Source organism: Cryobacterium sp. TS_SC_7 (genome assembly GCF_056156285.1).
Genome location: NZ_CM149589.1, coordinates 479,421 through 500,062, shown reverse-complemented (window position 1 = coordinate 500,062; position 20,642 = coordinate 479,421). Strand labels below are relative to the sequence as shown.

15 protein-coding genes are annotated in these 20,642 nt (G+C 64.0%); 9 read left to right on the top strand and 6 right to left on the bottom strand.

Going from position 1 to position 20,642, the window contains the following annotated elements; genetic code table 11:
• Positions 1-20: 20 nt before the first annotated feature.
• Positions 21-2,744, bottom strand: coding sequence for a cation-translocating P-type ATPase (locus AC0J5J_RS02325; protein ID WP_474899324.1), 2,724 nt, complete (start codon positions 2,742-2,744; stop codon positions 21-23).
• Positions 2,745-3,152: 408 nt separating this feature from the next.
• Positions 3,153-5,255, bottom strand: a complete 2,103-nt coding sequence (locus AC0J5J_RS02320; RefSeq protein ID WP_474899322.1) for a HelD family protein — start codon at positions 5,253-5,255, stop codon at positions 3,153-3,155.
• 292 nt (positions 5,256-5,547) lie between these two features.
• Here AC0J5J_RS02320 and AC0J5J_RS02315 point away from each other — a divergent pair, with 292 nt between their 5' ends.
• From AC0J5J_RS02315 to AC0J5J_RS02295, 5 genes are all read left to right on the top strand, one after another.
• On the top strand, positions 5,548-7,047 hold the full coding sequence (locus AC0J5J_RS02315; RefSeq protein WP_474899320.1) for a SulP family inorganic anion transporter: 1,500 nt from the start codon (positions 5,548-5,550) through the stop codon (positions 7,045-7,047).
• A gap of 40 nt (positions 7,048-7,087) precedes the next feature.
• Positions 7,088-7,789 carry a spermine/spermidine synthase domain-containing protein gene (locus tag AC0J5J_RS02310; RefSeq protein WP_474899318.1) on the top strand — a complete coding sequence of 234 codons (702 nt, stop codon included), beginning with the start codon at positions 7,088-7,090 and terminating at the stop codon, positions 7,787-7,789.
• Positions 7,790-7,954: 165 nt separating this feature from the next.
• Positions 7,955-9,076 carry a transaldolase gene (gene tal, locus AC0J5J_RS02305; RefSeq protein WP_474899316.1) on the top strand — a complete coding sequence of 374 codons (1,122 nt, stop codon included), beginning with the start codon at positions 7,955-7,957 and terminating at the stop codon, positions 9,074-9,076.
• Positions 9,073-10,683, top strand: coding sequence for a glucose-6-phosphate isomerase (locus tag AC0J5J_RS02300; protein WP_474899315.1), 1,611 nt, complete (start codon positions 9,073-9,075; stop codon positions 10,681-10,683). The genes tal and AC0J5J_RS02300 overlap by 4 nt, the downstream gene beginning before the upstream one ends.
• 125 nt (positions 10,684-10,808) lie before the next feature.
• A complete protein-coding gene (locus AC0J5J_RS02295) occupies positions 10,809-11,261 on the top strand; it encodes a GNAT family N-acetyltransferase (protein WP_474899313.1) in 453 nt (150 codons plus the stop codon).
• A gap of 25 nt (positions 11,262-11,286) precedes the next feature.
• On the opposite strand, the gene AC0J5J_RS02290 is transcribed toward AC0J5J_RS02295, so the two are convergent.
• The gene (locus AC0J5J_RS02290) at positions 11,287-12,081 is read right to left on the bottom strand and encodes an SGNH/GDSL hydrolase family protein (protein ID WP_474899311.1); all 795 of its coding nucleotides are present in this window, start codon (positions 12,079-12,081) and stop codon (positions 11,287-11,289) included.
• 90 nt (positions 12,082-12,171) lie between these two features.
• Between AC0J5J_RS02290 and AC0J5J_RS02285 the strand changes: the two genes are divergently transcribed.
• Positions 12,172-12,531: a MerR family transcriptional regulator gene (locus tag AC0J5J_RS02285; RefSeq protein WP_474899309.1), complete on the top strand. Its 360-nt coding sequence runs from the start codon at positions 12,172-12,174 to the stop codon at positions 12,529-12,531.
• A gap of 51 nt (positions 12,532-12,582) precedes the next feature.
• Positions 12,583-14,202 carry a peptide chain release factor 3 gene (locus AC0J5J_RS02280; RefSeq protein WP_474899307.1) on the top strand — a complete coding sequence of 540 codons (1,620 nt, stop codon included), beginning with the start codon at positions 12,583-12,585 and terminating at the stop codon, positions 14,200-14,202.
• A gap of 79 nt (positions 14,203-14,281) precedes the next feature.
• Here the strand turns inward: AC0J5J_RS02280 and AC0J5J_RS02275 are convergent, their stop codons facing one another.
• Together AC0J5J_RS02275 and AC0J5J_RS02270 are read right to left on the bottom strand one after the other, a co-directional pair.
• Entirely contained in the window at positions 14,282-15,970 is a 1,689-nt protein-coding gene (locus tag AC0J5J_RS02275) for a ribonuclease J (RefSeq protein WP_474899305.1), read from the bottom strand.
• A gap of 121 nt (positions 15,971-16,091) precedes the next feature.
• Positions 16,092-16,601, bottom strand: coding sequence for a hypothetical protein (locus AC0J5J_RS02270; RefSeq protein ID WP_474899303.1), 510 nt, complete (start codon positions 16,599-16,601; stop codon positions 16,092-16,094).
• Between the two features lie 317 nt (positions 16,602-16,918).
• On the opposite strand from AC0J5J_RS02270, the gene AC0J5J_RS02265 reads away from it, so the two are divergent.
• On the top strand, positions 16,919-18,112 hold the full coding sequence (locus AC0J5J_RS02265) for an MFS transporter (protein WP_474900180.1): 1,194 nt from the start codon (positions 16,919-16,921) through the stop codon (positions 18,110-18,112).
• On the opposite strand, the gene AC0J5J_RS02260 is transcribed toward AC0J5J_RS02265, so the two are convergent.
• Entirely contained in the window at positions 18,098-18,487 is a 390-nt protein-coding gene (locus tag AC0J5J_RS02260; RefSeq protein WP_134374996.1) for a MerR family transcriptional regulator, read from the bottom strand. The genes AC0J5J_RS02265 and AC0J5J_RS02260 overlap by 15 nt on opposite strands.
• 194 nt (positions 18,488-18,681) lie before the next feature.
• Here AC0J5J_RS02260 and AC0J5J_RS02255 point away from each other — a divergent pair, with 194 nt between their 5' ends.
• Complete coding sequence (locus tag AC0J5J_RS02255; RefSeq protein WP_474899301.1) at positions 18,682-20,202, top strand: SulP family inorganic anion transporter; 1,521 nt, start codon at positions 18,682-18,684, stop codon at positions 20,200-20,202.
• Positions 20,203-20,642: the final 440 nt, after the last annotated feature.

Genomic DNA, 20,642 nt, shown 5'->3' with positions numbered 1-20,642 from the left:
TACAGGGCGATTGGTGACTCTCAGGCGCGGCGAACGCGTAACCGGCCGATAGCCTTCTGCGCTTCGACGAGGAGGAAGATGACCGCGGAAAGGCCCAGTGTGTAGCCCCACTCGCGGAGTCCCACGGCCGTCGAGCTGAACCACACGTTCATGAATGGCGCGTAGACGAATACGAGTTGAAGGACCAGCAGAATGCCGATCGAGATCCAGATCGCACGGTTGCCCCGAAAGACCTTCACGGTCAGGCTCGATGCCCGGAGGAAGCGTGAGTTGAACAGGAACGCGAGCTGGCTGAAAGTGAGCATCGTGACCGCGGTCGTCTGTGCTTCCGCTGTGGTGGACCCGAGCCCTTGTTCGAGGAAGAAGACCGCAATTGTCGCTGCGGTGATCAACAAAGAGACCCAGACAATCCGGCCAATGTAGGCGCGGTCCAGTATGGATCCTCCCGGGGCGCGCGGCTTCCTGAGCATGATGCCGGCCTCCGCAGGTTCTGACGCCAACGCCAGAGACAGGGTGACAGCGGTGATGAGGTTGACCCAGAGGATCTGGGTGGGTTGCAGCGGCAGCGTGAACCCGAACAACACGGCGAGCAGCAGCACCAGGGACTGGGCTGCGGTCGTCGGGAGGATGAACACAATAGATTTCTGAAGGTTGTCACGGATGCGGCGCCCCTCTTTGACGGCCCGCTGAATGGTGGCGAAGTTGTCGTTGGCGAGAACGATGTCAGCGGCTTCCTTAGTCGCCTCGGTTCCTTTGATTCCCATCGCGACTCCGACGTCCGCACGCCGAAGTGCCGGGGCATCGTTCACGCCGTCTCCGGTCATCGCCACCACTTCCTGGTGGGATTGGAGCGCCTTGACGATTCGGAGCTTGTGTTCCGGGCTGGTGCGGGCGAACACGTCGACGTCGCGGACAACCTTCGCGAGCTGGTCTTGCGACATGGCTTCCAGTTCGCTGCCCGTCAGCACTCGAGAGTCCGCCTGGGCGATGCCCATCTCTCGGGCGATCGCCAGCGCGGTGCCCGGGTGGTCGCCCGTGATCATCTTCACCCGAATACCCGCGCCATGCATTGTGACGATGGCCGTAATCGCTTCGGGCCGCGGCGGATCGACAATTCCGACCACTCCCAGAAACACCAGGCCTGTGTCCAAATCGGAGACGTGCAGCGCGCCCGTTCCCACAGGTGCGTCACTGATTGCGGCGGCGAGCACCCGCAGACCCTGCGCGCTGAGGTCGTCGATGTGCTGCGTCCAGTACGCCTCGTCGAGGGGCTCGACTTCACCGCCGACACCGAGTTGCTTGGTGGCACGCGTGAGGAGGCGATCCGGGGCCCCCTTCATCAGGATGCGCGGCTTTGCGTCGGCCAGCTGATTGAGGGTTGCCATGAATTTGTTGTCGGATTCAAACGGGATGACGCCGAGTCGCTCGTGGCCCGCATCGTCAAAGCCGGATTTGAGGGCAAGAGTGCGGAGGGCACCTTCGGTGGGCTCACCGACGACATGCCAGACCCCCTCGGTTTCACTGACACGGGCGTCGTTGCATACGGCCAGTACTTCAATCAGCTTGCCCAGATCGGGAAATTCAGATGACGCCGCGACCGCGCCATTGTGGGTGATTTCGCCGGTGGGCGCGTAACCGATTCCACCGACCTGGAACGCTCCCCGTGCGGTGACGGCGGTGCGAACAGTCATTTCATTGCGCGTCAGGGTGCCGGTCTTGTCGGTGCAGACTGTGGTGACCGAACCAAGAGTCTCCACCGCGGTGAGCTTGCGGACGATGGCCTGGTGTTTCGCCATCTGGCGAACGCCGAGGGCGAGCGTGATGGTCACCAAGGCAGGTAGTCCCTCGGGAATCGCCGCAACGGCGAATCCGACAGTCGCAGAGAACAGGTCGCCGAAGTCGCGTTCATGGATGAGGCGGCCCACGACGAGCATCAGTCCTGCGACGCCCAGGATGATCAGTGAGATCTTCTTGCTGAAGGCCTCGAGCTGACGGGTGAGCGGTGTGGCGAGCCGGCCGGTCTCGGCAACCATCGACTGGATGCGCCCGATTTCGGTGTTCGCACCGGTTCCGGTGACGACGCCGACGCCGCTCCCTGTAGCAATGAGGGTGCCGGAGAACAGCATTCCGTGACGGTCGCCGATGCCCGAATCGACGGGCACGGGGTCGGTTAGTTTGCCCGCTGGGGAAGATTCCCCAGTCAGAGCAGACTCTTCGACCCTGAGGTTGCTGGCTTCGACGAGGCGGACGTCTGCGGGGACCTTGTCGCCAGATTTCACTCGAACAATGTCGCCAGGGACCAGGGTCGACGCGTCGGCGTTGAGCCAGGATCCACCCCTTCTCGTCTGTGCGTTGAGGGACAGCATCTTGCGAATGCCGTCGAGGGCTTTCTCGGCACGACCCTCCTGGAGGAAACCGATTACGGCGTTGATGACGGCGACGGAGAGGATGACGGCGGAGTCAACCCACTCACCGAAAACGGCAGTAAGGACAGCGGCACCCAGGAGGACGTAGATCAGCACGTCGTTGAAGTGGCCGAGAAAGAGCAGTATCGGGTTCTTCTTTGGCGGAACGGGCAGCGCATTCAGACCGTGCGTGCCCAGACGCTGAGCCGCGTCCGCGGTGCTGAGTCCTTCACGGCTGGTGACGAGAGCGGTGAGTACATCCTCTGCACTCTGAGAGTGCGGCGGTGCCGGTATTCCCGATGTTGAGTCCGGCGATGTGGGGAGGGTGGTGACGCTCAAGGGAGCACCTTTCTGGGAACGTGGATCGGCCACCGAAAGGGGTGGGAGAAGCCGCGTCCCCGACTCTGCGTACGAGTCCGTGATGGGTGGGTGATGTGGTGGGGGTTCGGGCCGCCGCACATGCGGCAGCCTGTCGTCGTGCGGAGAAACCGCACCGAACCGGGAAGGAAGCGGCTCACCCGCGCAACGCGCGGTGACCTCGGCTCGACGCCTAGACGATGATCTGTGCGGGAGAGGAACCCGCGAGAATGGCACCCCAGCTGGAAAGGTACCCATTGGTTCCGGGGTGAGTCATCACCCACGACGTGGGCACAAAGCCCACGCTGAATGCACGCAATTTTGGAAACAAGGCACAACACCTGGACCAGGCCGAGGCCAGGCCACTTGGTCGGCGCGGGTGCCACCGGCTCATTGCGTTTCCTGGTGCCTGAGCTCGAGTGCGAAGTGCAGAAACTCCGATGCAGTGCCGGTGTGGGTGAGGTGGAGCTGGTGCATGGCCCGGGTGCACGCGATGTAGAGCATGCTGCGGTCGATATCGGTGGCGTAGGTGGCGTCATTGACGTGCGGGACGATGACGACGTCGAACTCGAGCCCTTTGGCGATGTGGGCCGAGGTGATGATGATCCCACCGGTGAAGGTCGTGCTGTCGTAATCGAGGAGGGTGAGTTCGATGCCCTCCGCAGCGACAGCTCGATAGAGCTGCTCCGCCTGATTGAGAGTTTTGCAGACGATCCCGAGCGATCGGTATTCGCTTCGCTCGTGCGCGGCGATGATGTCGAGAACGAGCGCGGTCTCGTCCTGCGGAGTGTCACAGCCGACGAGTTGCGGCGGCTGGCCATGGCGTTCGATTGGAACGAGTTTGTCGTTGCGGGAGATGTTCTGAGCGAATTCGGTGATCTCGGTGGTCGAGCGGTAGCTCTTGCAGAGCTCGAGGCAGTCCGCTTCGGGAAAGATGCTGAAAATCGTCTCGAGGTTCGAGGAGCTGAAGGGGTTCACGGACTGGTTGGAATCGCCGAGGATCGTCATGTTGCAGGCGAACAGCTTCCGCAGAACCGCGTATTGAATGGGGGTGTAGTCCTGCATCTCGTCGACGAGCAGGTGACGGATGTCTTCGTAGCTGTCATGGCGCGCCGTCGTAATGATCGTGAAGATCAACGGTGCAACGTCCGAGTGCTCGATGCGCTTCCGGTCGAGCATCTTGAATTGTGCATGGCGCGACGGCTGATCGAAGAACGCCCGGTACAGCGCTAGCGCGTCTCTGTAGGGGAACATCGCCCGAACCTGTTTGCGAACACCGGTCGAGTCGGCGGCGCTCCATTTGCCGTCTCGGTCCAGCACGCGCTGCTTCATCAGGTGGATCGCGCTGTCGGCAACGCGATCCAGTCGGGTGAAGACGGGAGAGGTGTGTCCGCTCGCGTAGGTCTCCGCGACCCAGTCGGCGGTCACCCGCTCTGAATGCTGCAGAATCCCATCGGGCGTGAAGTCCTCTGCCCGGGCGGCTATCCACTCGTTCAGGGTCTCGACGAACTCCGGGGTCGCCTTGGCTCGCATCCGTTCGGCGGCAGCCTGGTCAACATTGTCGAGGAGGCCGCTGACCTGCTCGCTGAAGGTCTGGTGCTGCACGATCTTGGTGAGAAAGCGCGCGGCGATACGGTCCAGGTCGATCTCCGCGACCTGTTCCTCGCCCAGCTCGGGGAGGACGTCGGCGATGTAGTCGGCGAAGACCTTGTTAGGAGACAGGATCATGACGTTGCTGGACGACAGCGTGTCCTTGAACCGGTAGAGCAGAAACGCCAACCGGTGCAATGCGATGGAGGTCTTGCCGGAGCCCGCAACGCCCTGCAGGATGAGCACATTGGCCGTCTCGTTGCGGATCACCGCGTTCTGCTCACGCTGGATCGTCGCGACGATGTTGCGCATCTTGTCATCGGCTGACTCGCTGAGCTCGCGCTGCAGCACCTCGTCACCGATATTGATCGAGCTCTCAAGCTGATATTGCAGCTGTCCGCCCTCGATCTTGTACTGACGCTTGCCCGTGATCTCGCCCTCGGCGACACCCTCAGGCGCGAGGAACGACGCCGAACCGGTCTCGTAGTCGTAGTAGAGACTCGAAACCGGTGCGCGCCAATCGTGCACCCGGAGGTCTTGCGTCTCGGGGTCCCAGAAACCGTGCACACCGATGTAATACGGCCGTGAGGCATCCGTGTCAGTGTGCTGAAAGTCGACCCGCCCGAAGTAGGGCGAGTTTCTCAGCCGCTCGAGGGAGTCACGTGATTTGACCGCGTAATTGCCGACCGTGATCGTCGTTGAGACCTCCATGCGGGCATTCGCCTTCTCGGCGTGATCCATATCGCGCTGATGCTCCCACATCTGGCGCTTCTGTTCACCGATCGAGATGGCCGTGCGGTCGATCGAATCGACCATATTCGCGTGCGCCGATTCCAGAAGCTCGAGCGTCTTCGCGAGGTAACGATGTTCGGCTGCTTCGTCGGTGGAAAGGATCTCTGTCATGTGTTTCTCCTGCGGAGGTGCACTCCGGATGCGTGCATCGCGTCAACTGATCGGATCAGGACTGATCACGGCGTGGCTGATCGCGGCGTTGAGGCACATCAGAGGCGGCCAAACGTCGCAACTCAACCCTAACGTATGTGTTAGGTTGACGGCCCCAGGCCCAGCTATTGGCGTCGGAATGCCACCTCCTGAGCACCCCTAACCTGACGTTAGGGTAGCGTTTCCCTGTCGGCTGTCCTCCCGGGTCCGGCTTCGTTCCCTGCCGGAAGGCCTCATGGCTGTTCTCACGAGTTTGCCCAAATCCACTCGCTACAAGGCCGACCCTTCGGTGCTGACCGCACTGCGTTCTCCGCGCCTGCTGACCCGTGAGGTGCTCGCCGGCCTCGTCGTGGCGATGGCGCTCATCCCGGAGGCGATCTCGTTCTCGATCATCGCCGGCGTCGATCCCCGGGTCGGGCTGTTCTCGTCGTTCGTGATGGCGGTGTCGATCGCGTTCCTCGGCGGTCGACCGGCGATGATCACCGCGGCGACCGGCGCGATCGCGCTCGTGATCGCCCCCGTCGCCCGCGAGTACGGGATGGACTATTTCATCGCCACGGTCATCCTGGGCGGGGTCTTCCAGGTGGTGCTCGGGGTGCTCGGCGTCGCTAAGGTGATGCGGTTCATCCCCCGCAGTGTCATGGTCGGCTTCGTCAACGCCCTCGCGATCCTGATCTTCATGGCCCAGCTCCCCCACCTGCTCGGAGTGCCGTTCATGGTCTACCCGCTGGTCGCCGTGGGACTGCTGATCATGGTGGTGATGCCCCGGCTCACCAAAATCGTGCCCGCCCCGCTCGTCGCGATCGTGCTGCTCACCGTGGTCGTCGTCGTCACCGCGATCAACGTGCCCTCCGTCGGCGATCAGGGCGAACTGCCGAAGAGCCTTCCCGAACTGTTCATCCCCAACGTTCCACTCACCTGGGAGACCTTCACGATCATCGCCCCGTACGCCGTCGCGATGGCGCTCGTGGGCCTGCTCGAGTCCCTGATGACGGCGAAACTGGTCGACGAGATCACCGACACCCACTCCCGCAAGAGTCGCGAGGCCTGGGGCCAGGGCGTCGCCAACATGCTGTCGGGCATCTTCGGCGGCATGGGCGGCTGCGCCATGATCGGCCAGACCATGATCAACGTGAAGGCCTCCGGCGCCCGCACCCGCATCTCCACGTTCCTCGCCGGCGTGTTCCTGCTGGTCCTCGTCGTCGGCCTCGGCGACCTGGTCGCGATCATCCCGATGGCCGCCCTGGTCGCCGTGATGATCATCGTGTCGGTGCTGACCTTCGACTGGCACAGCATCCGTCTGTCCACCCTGAAACGGATGCCGAAAAGTGAGACGACCGTCATGGTCGCCACCGTCGCGGTCGTCGTGCTCACCCACAACCTCGCGATCGGCGTGATCGTGGGCGTGCTCGTGGCCATGGTCGCCTTCGCCCGCCGCGTCGCCCACTTCGTCAACGTCGAACGTACCCTGCCCGCGGACGAGCCTGTGCCCACCGCGTACTACACCGTCACCGGCGAACTGTTCTTCGCCTCCAGCAACGACCTCACGACCCAGTTCGAATACGCGGACGACCCCGACCGCATCGTGATCGACATGACCCGCTCCCACATCTGGGATGCCTCGACCGTCGCCGCACTCGACGCCATCACCAGCAAGTACGAGCGCCACGGCAAGCGTGTGGTGCTCGTGGGGCTCAACGACGCCAGCACCCTTATCCACACCCGTCTCGCCGGCAACCTCGGCGGCGAGTAACCGTGCACCGGTATCAGGCATTCAACGAAAGAGGCCGACGATGATCGCGAGATTCGAGGAACTGGACTGGCAGCCGACGCCGATGGGTGACCTGACTCTTCGGCGTCGCATCGAGCCCACGCTGGGGGTTGAGGTCTTCGAGGTGAAGCTGGGGGACGAGTTCCTCATGTCCAGCCTCTTCACCGTGGCGGAAGAAGAGCTGGCGCACCTGGGCCTCGCCGCCACCGAGGGCGACGAACTGGCCGTGCTCGTGGGCGGACTCGGCCTGGGTTATACCGCACTCGCCGCGCTGGCCGAGCCGCGCGTGCAAGCACTCACTGTTGTCGACGCGCTTCCCACCGTGATCGACTGGCACCAGCGAGGGTTGCTGCCCACGTCGCGCACCCTCACCGGTGACGCTCGAACCACACTGCAGGTCGACGACTTCTTCGCTCTGATGCGTGCTGAGCCGCGAACGGATTCCCCGCGTTACGACGCGATCCTGGTCGACATCGATCACTCGCCTCGCCATCAGCTGGACCCCAGTCATGCCGATCTCTATGCCGTGTCAGGTCTACAGGCGCTTGCGCGTCACCTCCGCGTCGGCGGCACGTTCGCTCTGTGGTCGGACGATCCGCCCGATGACGAATTCATGGCGAGCCTGGCCAGCGTCTTCGTGACGTCCACCGCCCACGTCATCTCCTTCGACAACGGGATCACGGGCGGCAGGTCGACCAACACCGTCTACGTCACCACGACCTAATCCTCAAAATATACTCTTACGTAAGTGTAGAGTTGGGGTGCTGTGATCCGGTAGCGAAAGACGCTGAACCCTCCCCCACTTTTGCAACAGGCAACGACCTTGCCGTGATCACCGCGACGAAACCAGCTGGCCTTGACTACTGCCAGCGTCAAGGAGATAACAGCTATGACCCACACGTCCACAATGACTCCCACGCAAAGGCTCTCCGATGCGGGAGTCAGCATCTGGCTTGATGACCTGTCGCGGGAGCGAATCCAGTCCGGGAGTTTGAAAGAACTCATCAAGACACGCAATGTGGTCGGGGTCACAACCAACCCGACGATCTTCGCGGCGGCCCTCGCCCACGGTGAGTCTTACGCCGAGCAGATCAAGGATTTGGCGGGCAAAGGCACAAGCGCGGCTGATGCAGTCTTTGAAATCACGACCACGGATGTTGCCTTGGCGTCGGATATTCTCCGGCCCATCTTCGTGCAGACCCAGGGGTTCGACGGACGGGTCTCGATCGAGTGCGCGCCCGTGAACGCCCATCGGGCCGATGCCACGATTGCCGAAGCGAAGGCCCTCTGGTCGCGAATCGACCGGCACAACGTGATGATCAAGATTCCCGCTACCGCTGCAGGGCTGGAGGCCATCACGGCGGTCATCGGTGCCGGGATCAGCGTCAACGTGACCCTCATCTTCAGTCTGGACCGCTACCGCGAGGTGATCGCAGCGTACCTGGCAGGGCTGGAGAGGGCGAAGAGAGCCGGACTGGACCTGTCCAGCATCCACTCCGTTGCATCCTTCTTCGTGTCCAGACTGGACACGGAAATCGACCGCCGCCTGGACGCCATTGGCACGGACGAGGCCCACGCCCTCCGGGGACAAGCCGGAATCGCCAACGCGAGGCTCGCATACGAGGTCTACCAGGAAACGTTCACTGACCAGCGCGCACAGGAACTGATCGCGGCCGGAGCCAACGAACAACGCCCGCTCTGGGCGTCAACCGGCGTCAAAGACCCGACCAGGCCCGACACGATGTACGTCGTCGAGCTCGCCGCCAGTGATGTCGTGAACACGATGCCCGAACAAACACTCGAGGCCACCCACGACCATGCCTGTGTTCGGGGTGACACGATCACCGGCTCATACCCGGCCGCGGTAAAGATCCTTGACAGGATCGCCGCCCTCGGCATCTCCTATGCCGGAGTGACCGACCACCTCGAAGCGGAGGGCCTGAACAAATTCAGGGCGTCCTGGAACGACCTCCTCCAAACCGTGCGTGTGGCCCTGGAGGCAGCCGAATGAGCGTCACGATCCGCCGCAGCCGCGACACGGAATCGGCTGTGCGACGCGCAGTCCCCCTGCTTGTCGCGGATAGCGTCGCCACGCGCCTCTGCGCCCAGGATGCAACCCTGTGGGGAGCCGCCACGGAGGCGACCGCGCGAATCAGTCTCGGGTGGATACCGGCAGTCGCCGCCGCACGGCCCCTCATTCCTGAGATCCTCGCCCTGCGCGGTGAACTCGCCGCCGCGGGGATCAGCCACATCGTGCTGGGCGGGATGGGCGGATCCGCCCTGGCATCGGAGATGATCGCCCGCACCGCCGGGGTCGAGCTCACCGTGCTGGACACCGCCGATCCCGGCCGGGTGCGCGCCGCCCTCCACGACCGCCTGAGCAGCACGGCACTCGTCATCTGCTCGAAGTCGGGCGAAACCATCGAAACAAACAGCCAACTCCGCGCCTACGAGAAGACCTTCGTCGGTGCCGGCATCGATCCTCGAGGACGCATCATCGTCGTCACCGACCCGGGCACCCCGCTCGAAGGCAGCGCACGCCACGCTGGCTACCACGTTTTCCTCACTGACCCCCGCATCAGCGGCCGATACTCGGCACTGACGGCCATCGGCCTGGTTCCGGCCGGCCTGGCCGGCGCCGATATCCAGCAGCTCCTCGACGAGGCGGAGGCGATCACCCCGGACCTGGCCGTGGATGCGATCGAGAATCCCGGGTTCATTCTCGGTGCCGCAATCGCGGCCACCAACCCATTGAGGGACAAACTCGGCTTCATCGTCACCGGGACCAGTGCCGTCGGCTTCGACCTCTGGGTCGAACAGCTGATCACCGAGTCCATCGGCAAGCGAGCGGGTGGTCTCTTCCCCTTCACGCTCGCTCCGAACGCACCGGAGCTCGACGCCCGGGAGGCCATGCACCTACCCGATCTGCAGATCGTACGTCTGGTCGATGACACCGACTCCGACGAGGACTCCCGGCCTGGGGACATCATCGTCAGCGGTTCGCTGGGGGGCCTGATCCTCCTGTGGGAGTACGCGACCGTGGTGGCCGGCCGGATTCTGGGCATCAACCCGTTCGCACAGCCCGACATCGAAGCGACGGATATGGCGACGCGCGCACTCGTCCGGATGGGATCTCAACCCGTGCCCCCCGCCCTGACCTCGGAACGAATTGAAGTGCGCGGCTCCGCCGACATCGTCAACGACTCCCACACGCTGAAGGAGGCCGTGGATTCCCTACTGTCATACCTCGGCGACGACGGCTATGTGGCCGTGCAGGTCTACGCCAACCGCCAGGCCCTCCCCCAACTGGCAGATCTGCGCGACAGCCTGGCCACCAAGGCCCGACGACCGGTGACCCTGGGCTGGGGTCCTCGGTTCCTGCACTCCACCGGCCTCTACCAGGAAGGCGGCTCGGCGAAGGGTGTGTTCCTGCAGATCACCACAACCGGATCCACGGATCTCTTCATCCCGGGTCGCCCGTTCACGTTCGAGCAGCTTCTGGCGGCCCAGGCCGCCGGTGACACCCAGGACCTCCTGGACCAGGGACTCCCCGTCATCACAGTGAACCTGCCGACACCGGAAACGAACCTGACCCATCTGATGGCGGCACTCGGCTGACGCCGCCCACCCGACCAGCGGCGGCCGCATCGCCCGCATCGATGCGGGCGCCGTTGTTTCACCAGCGAACGAAGACCAGAGAACGAAGACCAGAGAACGAAGACCAGAAAGGCTAATCGATTCGTATGACTGAACTGCGATTGGAAGTGCTGTCCGCCGGCAACGTAGTTGCGGCCAACAACCTGAGTCTGAAGCCGGGGCAGGAACAATTCATCACCCCCGTTTCATATTCGGTGGCAGCCGCAGCGACAAATCCGGCCGTTTCCTGGCAACGAGTGGTGCTGCACGGTGACCACGTTGTCGGATTCGTCCACGGCAACTTCGACCCCAACGCCGAAGAGGAAGAATTTCGGGCATGCCTCTGGCGCATCAGCGTGCACGCGGACGCCCAGGGTCAGGGCGTCGGGACGTTCGCCGTCGCCGCCCTCGCCGACGAAGCCCGCCGCCGAGGACTCGATCGCGTCACCGTGATCTGGGAACCCGGGGCCGCCGGGCCGGAGGCCTTCTTTCACCGTGTCGGTTTCACCGACGTCGGCCAGACCCGCTACAGCGAGGTCATCGGGGCGCTCGAGCTCTAGAGGCGATGGCCGCGACCGCCACAGCTCAGGCCCGAGGCCCGTTCAGGGAGAGGGCAGTGGGCCGTTTGGGGAGCAGGTTGTCGCCCGAGGACTGCCGCCTGGCCCGTCGAAGCAGCCATGGTGCCAGATAGGTGCGAGCCCACACGAGATCCTCGGTGCGGGCACCACGCCAGGTTCCGTCCGGCATCGCTTCAGGCTTATAGGCCTGGAGTACATTCGCGACGTTGAGCGCCGAGAGCACGCTGCGGGCCACCGCGTGATGACCGAGGGCATTCAAGTGCAGCCGGTCGGGCGCCCACATGCGGGGATCCTGAATCTCGGTCAGGGCCCACAGGTCGGCGACAACGCACTCCTGTCTGACCGCGATGGCGCGCAGATTCTCGTTATAGATCGCAATCCTGCCGCGAACACCGCGAAATACCGGGGAGAAACCCAGGTCAGGACCGGTGAACAGAATGATCGTGGCGTTGTCCCGCTTGAGCCGTTCGATGGCGGCCTCGCACCGGACCGCAACCTCGTCCGGGTCGCTGCGCGGCCGGATGACGTCATTCCCGCCGGCCGAAATCGTGATCAGGTCCGGGCGCAATGAGAGCACCGGCTCGATCTGCTCGTCGACGATCTGCCGGAGCACCTTCCCTCGAACGGCGAGATTCGCATAGGCGAAGTCGTCTGTGCCGGCGCTGAGCACTTCCGCGATGCGGTCGGCCCACCCTCGATACCCGCCCGGGCTACCCGGTTCCGGATCGCCGATGCCCTCCGTGAAGGAATCGCCCAGAGCCACATAACGTGACCACGGATGTTGCTTGGTTCCACTGTTCATAGTCCTCAGATCTTTGTCTCAACCACAAACACTACTCTTACGTTAGAGTAGATATGTGCGGTTCTTTCTGCACGAAAAGAGGTAGCTGTCATGCTTATCGGTGAATTCGCCGACCGGACCGGACTTTCTCAACGCACCGTCCGTCACTATGACGAGATCAAAGTGCTTCAGGCCTCCGGGCGCAGTGAGTGCGGCTACCGTTTCTACGCTCCCGCAGACCTGGACCGGGCCCGGGTCATCCGTGCCATGCGCGCACTATCGCTGAGCACAACCGAGATCCGGGACGACCTGGCGATACTGGACCGGGTCGAATCCGCCTCCTCCACACCCACACCGGCCGATCGCCGGGAGCTGGCGGCAATACTGACCGACGCCGAACGCCGCGAACACGCCCTGCGTGAACGGATCGGTGTGGCCAGCGATTTCGTGGAGATGCTCCGCGCCCTCTGACTCCCCCGGCAACAGATGCCGTGTCACCGTCCCTTCCCGAGGAAAGAATCAATGATCCATCCCCCCGAGGTATCCAATCTCGACGTTCTGTCCGAGGCCCTCCGCCGTCGCACGTTCGCGGTGATTTCCCACCCCGACGCCGGCAAGTCCACTCTCACGGAGGCGCTGCTCTTGCACGCCCACGCGATCGACAAGGCAGGCGCAGTGCATGGCAAGGCCGGCCGACGAGGAACAGTGTCCGACTGGATGGCCATGGAGCAGGCCCGCGGAATCTCCGTCACCTCGGCCGCGATCCAGTTCCACTATCGCGACACCGTGATCAACCTGGTCGACACCCCTGGCCACGCGGACTTCTCCGAGGACACATTCCGGGTGCTCTCCGCCGTCGATGCCGCCGTCATGCTCGTCGACGCCAGCAAAGGCCTCGAGATACAGACAATGAAACTCTTCGACGTGTGCCGGCAGCGCGGCCTGCCCGTCATCACCGTCATCAACAAGTGGGACCGCCCCGGCGAAGACGCCCTCGCCCTGATGGACGAGATCCGGGCCCGCACCGGCCTGATCCCCACCCCACTCACCTGGCCGGTAGGCATCTCAGGAGATTTCCGCGGGGTACTCGATCGCCGGTCCGGCGACTACGTGCGGTACACGCGCACGCCCGGCGGCGCCACGACCGCGGTCGAAGACCGCTTCACCCCGGCCGATGCTGAAACCGAAGAAGGTAATGCCTGGGTGACAGCGTCCGAGGAATCCAGTCTGCTCCGGGTCGAGGGCCAGGACCATGACGAGGCCCGATTCCTCGCCGGGGAGACCACACCCGTGCTGTTCTGTGCGGCCGTGCTGAACTTCGGCGTGCAGCAGCTTTTGGAAACCCTGGTCGAATCCGCCCCACCGGCCGAAGCGCGAGCCGATATCGTCGGCCGCCGCCGCCCCGTCAACGCCGCCTTCTCCGGATTCGTGTTCAAGGTCCAATCCGGAATGAACGCCGCACATCGCGACCACGTCGCCTTCGTCCGCGTCTGCTCCGGAGTCTTCCACCGCGGGATGGTCGTCACCCACGCCGCCAGCGGACGGCCGTTCGCCACCAAGTACGCCCAGCAGATGTTCGGCCAGGAACGCAAAACGACCGACGAAGCCTGGCCCGGCGACGTGGTCGGCCTGATCAACGCGGCATCCCTGCGCGTCGGTGACTCCCTTTACGACCAGGACCCGGTCGAATTCCCACCCATGCCCCTGTTCGCACCCGAGCATTTCCGAGTGGCACACCCGGCAGACAGCAGCAAACACAAACAGTTCCGGCGAGGGATCGACCAGCTCGACCACGAGGGCGTCATCCAGGTCATGCGTTCAGAACTGCGCGGTGACCAGGCGCCGGTGCTCGGCGCCGTCGGACCGATGCAGTTCGAAGTCGTCGAGGACCGAATGACACACGACTTCGGCGCCGCCATCCGCCTGGAAACACTTCCTTACCAGCTCGCCCGGCGCACCGATCGGCAAAGCGCCGAGATCCTCGGGCACGACCGCCAGGTCGAAGTGCTGCTGCGCTCCGACGGCACCCTCCTGGCCCTGTTCAGCACCCCGTGGCGGCTGCGCAACACCGTCAGAGACCACCCCGAGCTGACTCTTGAGGATCTCGCCACGGGCAGCACCGCGGTTCACACCGACTACTAGGCGCACTTCTCACCGGATACACAGACGGGCGGCCGCATTACGCGGCCGCCCGTTCGACGTGCAGGTGACGCCGGGCCGGTCAGGCGTCGACGACGACGGAAGTGATGACCGGGAGGCGGCGGTACTTGCGCTGCATCCACCGGGACACGCTTTGAGTGAAGATGTCCTCGAGTTCGGACCCGTTGACGATCTTGACCTTGTTCGCGGCGGCGAGTGCCTCGTCGATCGACTTGGTCGCACCTCGAATCCATTCGTCATCCTGCACGAAGCCGCGCGCGATGAATTCCACCGGCTCGACGAGCAGGCCGGTCCGGGTGTCCAGGATGCCGAGGATCGTCAGCGCGCCGTCTTCGGAGAGCTGGACACGGTCGGCGAGGGCCTCATCCGACCCCTCGCCGCCCACGGTCATCCCGTGCACGAACACGAGCTCGGCCGCGACTCGGCCGGTGACCTTGGCGACGCCGTCGACGAGGTCGACGACCACGCCGTCTTCCACGACCAGGACCTGTTCCTCGTCGACACCGGTACGGATGGCGAGGTTCGCGTTGGCGGTGAGATGGCGCCATTCGCCGTGCACCGGCATGACGTTCTTGGGCTTGACGATGTTGTAGCAGTAGGTGAGCTCGCCGGCCGAGGCGTGGCCGGAGACGTGCACCTTGGCGTTGCCCTTGTGCACGACGTTGGCACCCCAGCGGGTGAGGCCGTTGATGACCCGGTAGATCGAGTTCTCGTTGCCGGGGATCAGCGAGCTGGCCAGCAGCACGGTGTCACCCTCGCCGATCTTGATGGTGTGCTCGCGGTTGGCCATCCGGGCCAGCGCCGCCATCGGCTCACCCTGCGAACCGGTGCAGATGAGCACGACCTTGTCGTCCTTCATCCGCTCCAAAGCTTTGGCGTCCACGAGCAGTCCCTGGGGGATGTCGAGGAAGCCGAGCTTCGCGGCGATGCCCATGTTGCGCACCATCGACCGGCCGACGAAGGCCACTTTACGGTCGTGACGGGCGGCAGCGTCGATGACCTGCTGGATGCGGTGCACATGGCTCGCAAAACTGGAGACGATGATGCGGCGCGGCGCCGTGCGGAACACGGCGTCGATGGCCGGGCGGATGTCGCCTTCGGTGGTGGTGAACCCAGGCACGTCGGCGTTGGTCGAGTCGACCAGGAACAGGTCGACTCCCTCGGTGCCCAGCCGGGCGAAACCGGGCAGGTCGGTGAGACGGTGATCGAGGGGGAACTGGTCCATCTTGAAGTCACCGGTGTGCAACACCAGGCCGGCCTCGGTGCGGATCGCGATGGCGAGCCCGTCAGGGATGGAGTGGTTCACGGCCAGGAACTCCAGGTCGAACGGGCCGGCCTTGCGGCGCTGGCCTTCCTTGACCTCGATCAGGCGGGGCGTGATGCGGTGCTCTTCGAGCTTGGCGCTGATAAAGGCCAGGGTCAGTTCCGACCCGATGATCGGGATGTCCTTGCGCTCACGCAGCAGGTACGGAACCCCGCCGATGTGGTCCTCGTGGCCGTGGGTGAGCACGATCGCTTCGATGTCCTGCAGCCGGTCCTGGATGGAGGAGAAGTCAGGCAGAATCACGTTGATTCCGGGCTGGTTCTCCTCCGGGAAGAGCACCCCGCAGTCGACGATCAGGAGCTTGCCCTGATGTTCGAAGACGGTCATGTTGCGACCGATCTCACCGAGACCGCCGAGGGGCGTCACTCGGAGGCCGCGCTTCGGCAGAGGCGGCGGGGTGGACAGGTCGAGCTGGTGCTTGGTCAAAGTGACTCATTTCTTGGTGCGAGGCCGGCCGCATACCAGCGTGCCGGTCTCGATATTCAGTGCCGCCCACATTAGGCAGTGTCTGGTGATGGGTGTATCAAAATCGGGGGAACCCTGAGGGCTAGGGCTGAGGCTTCTCGTTGCCGAGGAAAACGGGGACGAACGGGTCCGGAAGGAAGTCCGCCACGTTGTTCGCGGTGACGGCCGGCTCGGAATCGGTGAGCCGATCAATGAAGCCGAAAGCGAGCTCCTGGGTTGCTGGTGCGGCCACACCGGTTTCAACGCTGAATGGTGACGTCACCCAGAGGGTCAGGGCTCGTTGCGGATCGTTGGCGGCGACAGCATCCGTGAAGTCATCGACAAACGTCGAACGGGGTTTGCCGAACCGACCGGTGTCAGCCGGAACCTCGGGCTGGGTGCGCGTCACGGCGATGTAGTACCGCGCGACGGTATAGACGAATAAAAACGCCGGGCCGCCGGAGCTGCCCTCGCGCGCCTTCTCGTCCATGGCTCTCATTTCGAAGATCCACTCCGAGCGCTCGGCGTGCCGGGCCAGGAGCAAAGCGATTTTGGTGAGCATGAAGTCCTGGATCAGGTGCTGATCGGTGCGGGCCAGCGGATGAACGAACATGAGTTGCTCCTCTCCAGAGCGCGAGTGGCGAGTTGCCCCCCACATCTCAACTCTACCGTAACGTAAGGGATGGGTGGCGTATTCGATTACGGCCCGGAGCGAACATCACGTTCGACCCTCCTCTTACGTGAGAGTAAGGTAAAACGGTCGCATACGCGCCACAGCGCCCCCCGTGCGTTCCCCCTACAGTGAAAGGTCTCGTGTCTTCTCCCGCAGCACCCCCCAGGGCCGAAGCCTCGCACCTGCCGCTCAGTGACAGGGCATCGGCGGGCCAGTCCCGCTCTCGGCGGCGGGTCCCATGGACCTGGTTGAGCCTCGTGGGCGCGGCCGGATTGATCTCGGTCATGACGGCGCCCGGCCAAACGGCCGGGCTGTCGGTCTTCACCGATCCGCTCATTGCCGAGTTGGGGGTTTCTCGCACCGACATCTCCGTCAGCTACCTGATCGGAACGCTCCTGGGCGCGAGCGCCCAACCCGTGGTCGGCCGAGCCCTGGACCGGTGGGGCGCCCGCCCGGTCACAATCGCCCTCGGGGTCGCCTTCGCCCTGATCCTGTTCTCGCTCAGCTTCGTCGGTGAGATCGGTGGCCTCACCGCCGGGTTCGTGGGCGTGCGCATGGTCGGACAGGGGGCTCTGACCCTCGCCACGACCACCGCGGTCGCCCGCGCCATCCACCACCGGCGGGGCCTCGCCCTGGGTCTGACCAGCGCCATCGGTTCAGCCGGGATCTCCCTGGCCCCGATCGGCCTGGAACGGCTCATCGCCCTGGTCGGAATCCACAACGCCTGGCGGTGGGAAGCGGCTGCGGTGGCCGCGATCGTGATTCCACTCGCCTTCGCCTTCCCTCGCCGCAGCCGCCGCGCTGTACCAACGGCACCGACAGTGCCATCGACGGCCCAGATCACCATCCAGGGTCCAGTCTGGACGCTGCCCGAGGCCATCCGAACCGGAATGTTCTGGCTCCTCGCCGCTAGCCTGGCCACCTCGGGCATGCTGACCACCGGGCTCGCCTTCCACCAGATCGCCCTCCTGGGCGAGCAGGGGCTCAGCCCGCTGGAAGCCGCGACGAACTTCCTCCCCCAGACGATCACTGGAATTCTGGCGACCGTCCTCACGGGCAGCCTCGTCGACCGGGTCAACCCGAAACTGATCATGGTGTTCGCGATGGGGACGCTGACGGCGACCCTCCTGATGCTGCCGCTCGTGGGATCCGGCTGGACCGCCGTCGTCTACGGCCTGGTGCTCGGCGCAGCGGGAGGCAGCCTGCGCGGGATGGAGGCGGCGTCCTACGTACGCTTCTACGGCACCGTGCATATCGGAAGCATCCGTGGTGTGGCTATGTCGATCGGGCTGGCGTCGACGGCGTTCGGGCCGGTGGCCTTCTCGCTGGGATTCGACGCGACCGGAGGGTTCACCGTTCCGGCGATGGCGCTGGCGCTGATTCCGATCAGCGTGGCCGTCCTGGCGCTCTTCGTGAAGTCGCCACGGCACGCCCGACTACTGGCGGCGTAGCAGGTCCAGGAACTCGTCTGCCATTTTCAGCTGTTGTTGCAGCTTCTCGCGCCGCTCGACTGCGAGGCGGATGAAGTTGCCCAGCTCTTCGCGCACCTCCGGGTTGTCCGAGCCCGACTCTCCGCCCTGGAGTATGTCGATGACCTTCAGCAGCTCGATCATTTCCTCGAGCGAGAACCCGAGCGGCTTCATCCGGCGAATGAGAATCAGCCGCGACAGGTCTTCCTGGGTATAGAGCCGGAACCCACCTTCAGTGCGACCCGACGCCTTGAGCAGGCCGATTTCGTCGTAGTGGCGAATCGTTCGCAACGACAATCCGGTCTTCTCGGCCAGCTCGCCGATGTGCATCGTTCCGGTCGCTGTATCCGCGGTCATCTGGGATCCTTTCGTTCATCAACTAACACCCAACCCTAACGTTAGAGTAGTGTTGCGAGTGTTGGCTGACACTACGGTGTGAGCCCACCCCCTATTGTCACCTGTGACAGTGTCGGCGTGCGCATCGCGGCGCCCCCTCCCCCTTTTTTCTGCCCATCCCGGTTTCTTTCAGAGACCCACGCACTGGAGGCCCCATGGCCCTGCTCCAAAAAACCCCCACGCCCAATCGTTATCAGGCCGAGCCGACGGTGATGACCGCGCTGCGCACACCGCGCATCCTCACCCGGGAAGTACTCGCCGGCCTCGTCGTCGCCATGGCACTTATCCCCGAAGCCATCGCGTTCTCGATCATCGCCGGCGTCGACCCCCGCGTCGGCCTGTTCTCCTCGTTCGTGATGGCCGTGTCCATCTCCTTCCTCGGCGGCCGCCCCGCGATGATCACTGCCGCCACCGGCGCGATCGCCCTCGTCATCGCCCCGGTCGCCCGTGACTACGGGCTGGACTACTTCATCGCCACCGTCATCCTCGCCGGCGTCTTCCAGATCATCCTGGCCGTGATCGGCGTGGCCAAGATCATGCGATTCATCCCCCGCAGCGTCATGGTCGGCTTCGTGAACGCCCTGGCCATCCTCATCTTCACGGCCCAGCTTCCGCAGCTGCTCAACGTGCCCTTCATGGTCTACCCGCTCGTCGCAGTCGGCATCATCATCATGATCGTGATGCCGCGCATCACCAAGGTCATTCCCGCGCCGCTGGTGTCGATCGTCGTGCTGACCATCGCCACCGTCGTTATCGCGATCAACGTGCCCACTATCGGCGACCAGGGCGACCTTCCCAAGAGCCTGCCCGAGCTGTTCATCCCGAACGTTCCACTGAACTGGGAGACCTTCACGATCATCGCCCCGTTCGCCCTCGGCATGGCTTTGGTCGGCATCCTCGAATCACTGATGGCCGCGAAGATCGTCGACGAGGTCACCGACACCCACTCTCACAAGACCCGCGAAGCCTGGGGCCAGGGCGTCTCCAACATGCTCTCCGGGTTCTTCGGCGGCATGGGCGGCTGCGCCATGATCGGCCAGACAATGATCAACGTCAAGGCCTCCGGCGCCCGAACCCGCATCTCCACGTTCCTCGCCGGCGTGTTCCTGCTGGTCCTGGTTGTCGGCCTCGGCGATGTGCTCGCGGTCGTTCCAATGGCCGCCCTGGTGTCGGTCATGATCATCGTGGCCTTCCTCACCTTCGACTGGCACAGCGTTCGCTGGAGCACCCTGAAGCGCATGCCCAAGAGTGAAACAAGCGTCATGGTCTCGACTGTGATCGTCATCGTGATCACCCACAACCTCGCCATCGGCGTCATCGTGGGTGTCATCGTCGCCATGGTGGCCTTCGCGCGCCGCGTCGCCCACTTCGTCAACGTGGAGCGCACCCTGCCCGAGGGTGAAACCGTGCCCACCGCCTGCTACACCGTCACCGGGGCCCTCTTCTTCGCCTCCAGCAACGACCTCACCACCCAGTTCGAATACGCCGACGACCCGGAACGCATTGTCATCGATGTGTCGAACTCGCACATCTGGGACGCCTCCACCGTCGCCGCACTCGACGCGATCACCAACAAGTACGAGCGCCACGGCAAGCGCGTCATCATCGTGGGTATGAACGAAGCCAGCTCCACGATGCACACCCGCCTGGCCGGGAACCTCGGCGGCGGCCACTGAGCCCCGATCCCAACAAAGACGAGTGGCCCCGCCAGCTGGCGGGGCCACTCGTCTTTTCCCCTGTGAGCTCTAAGCCCGGATCGGGGACACTCTCGGCGCATCCGAGATAAAGCGGCCTACACGGTGCCGTGGCTCGGCGTGGCTGACATAGCCGGTGGCCTCCACAGTCTGACGGGACGCCAAGGTGACGTAGCCCCCGACCCCGTCGATGCGAGTGGTTGTTGATACGTAGGAATTTGAATTCACTGTGCTCCTTGCAAAGTTGCAGACCGCTCAACGCGTCAGCGATCGTGGATCGCTCGAGAGCGCGCGAACGAGCTTTCTTGATAATTGTCAGGTTGTTGACTTGCAATAAATGCCAACCAACCCGATCCACTAACTCTACCGTAACGTAAGGGTTAGGTCTTGCGACCGATCACTGGCCCCGTCATCTCCGCCCT

Coding starts and splice junctions, on each gene's coding strand:
- AC0J5J_RS02320 (WP_474899322.1), bottom strand. CDS start 5,255: ATGACAGAGATCCTTTCCACCGACGAAGCAGCCGAACATCGTTACCTC.
- AC0J5J_RS02310 (WP_474899318.1), top strand. CDS start 7,088: ATGATCGCGAGATTCGAGGAACTGGACTGGCAGCCGACGCCGATGGGT.
- tal (WP_474899316.1), top strand. CDS start 7,955: ATGACCCACACGTCCACAATGACTCCCACGCAAAGGCTCTCCGATGCG.
- AC0J5J_RS02300 (WP_474899315.1), top strand. CDS start 9,073: ATGAGCGTCACGATCCGCCGCAGCCGCGACACGGAATCGGCTGTGCGA.
- AC0J5J_RS02295 (WP_474899313.1), top strand. CDS start 10,809: ATGACTGAACTGCGATTGGAAGTGCTGTCCGCCGGCAACGTAGTTGCG.
- AC0J5J_RS02290 (WP_474899311.1), bottom strand. CDS start 12,081: ATGAACAGTGGAACCAAGCAACATCCGTGGTCACGTTATGTGGCTCTG.
- AC0J5J_RS02285 (WP_474899309.1), top strand. CDS start 12,172: ATGCTTATCGGTGAATTCGCCGACCGGACCGGACTTTCTCAACGCACC.
- AC0J5J_RS02280 (WP_474899307.1), top strand. CDS start 12,583: ATGATCCATCCCCCCGAGGTATCCAATCTCGACGTTCTGTCCGAGGCC.
- AC0J5J_RS02270 (WP_474899303.1), bottom strand. CDS start 16,601: ATGTTCGTTCATCCGCTGGCCCGCACCGATCAGCACCTGATCCAGGAC.
- AC0J5J_RS02260 (WP_134374996.1), bottom strand. CDS start 18,487: ATGACCGCGGATACAGCGACCGGAACGATGCACATCGGCGAGCTGGCC.
- AC0J5J_RS02255 (WP_474899301.1), top strand. CDS start 18,682: ATGGCCCTGCTCCAAAAAACCCCCACGCCCAATCGTTATCAGGCCGAG.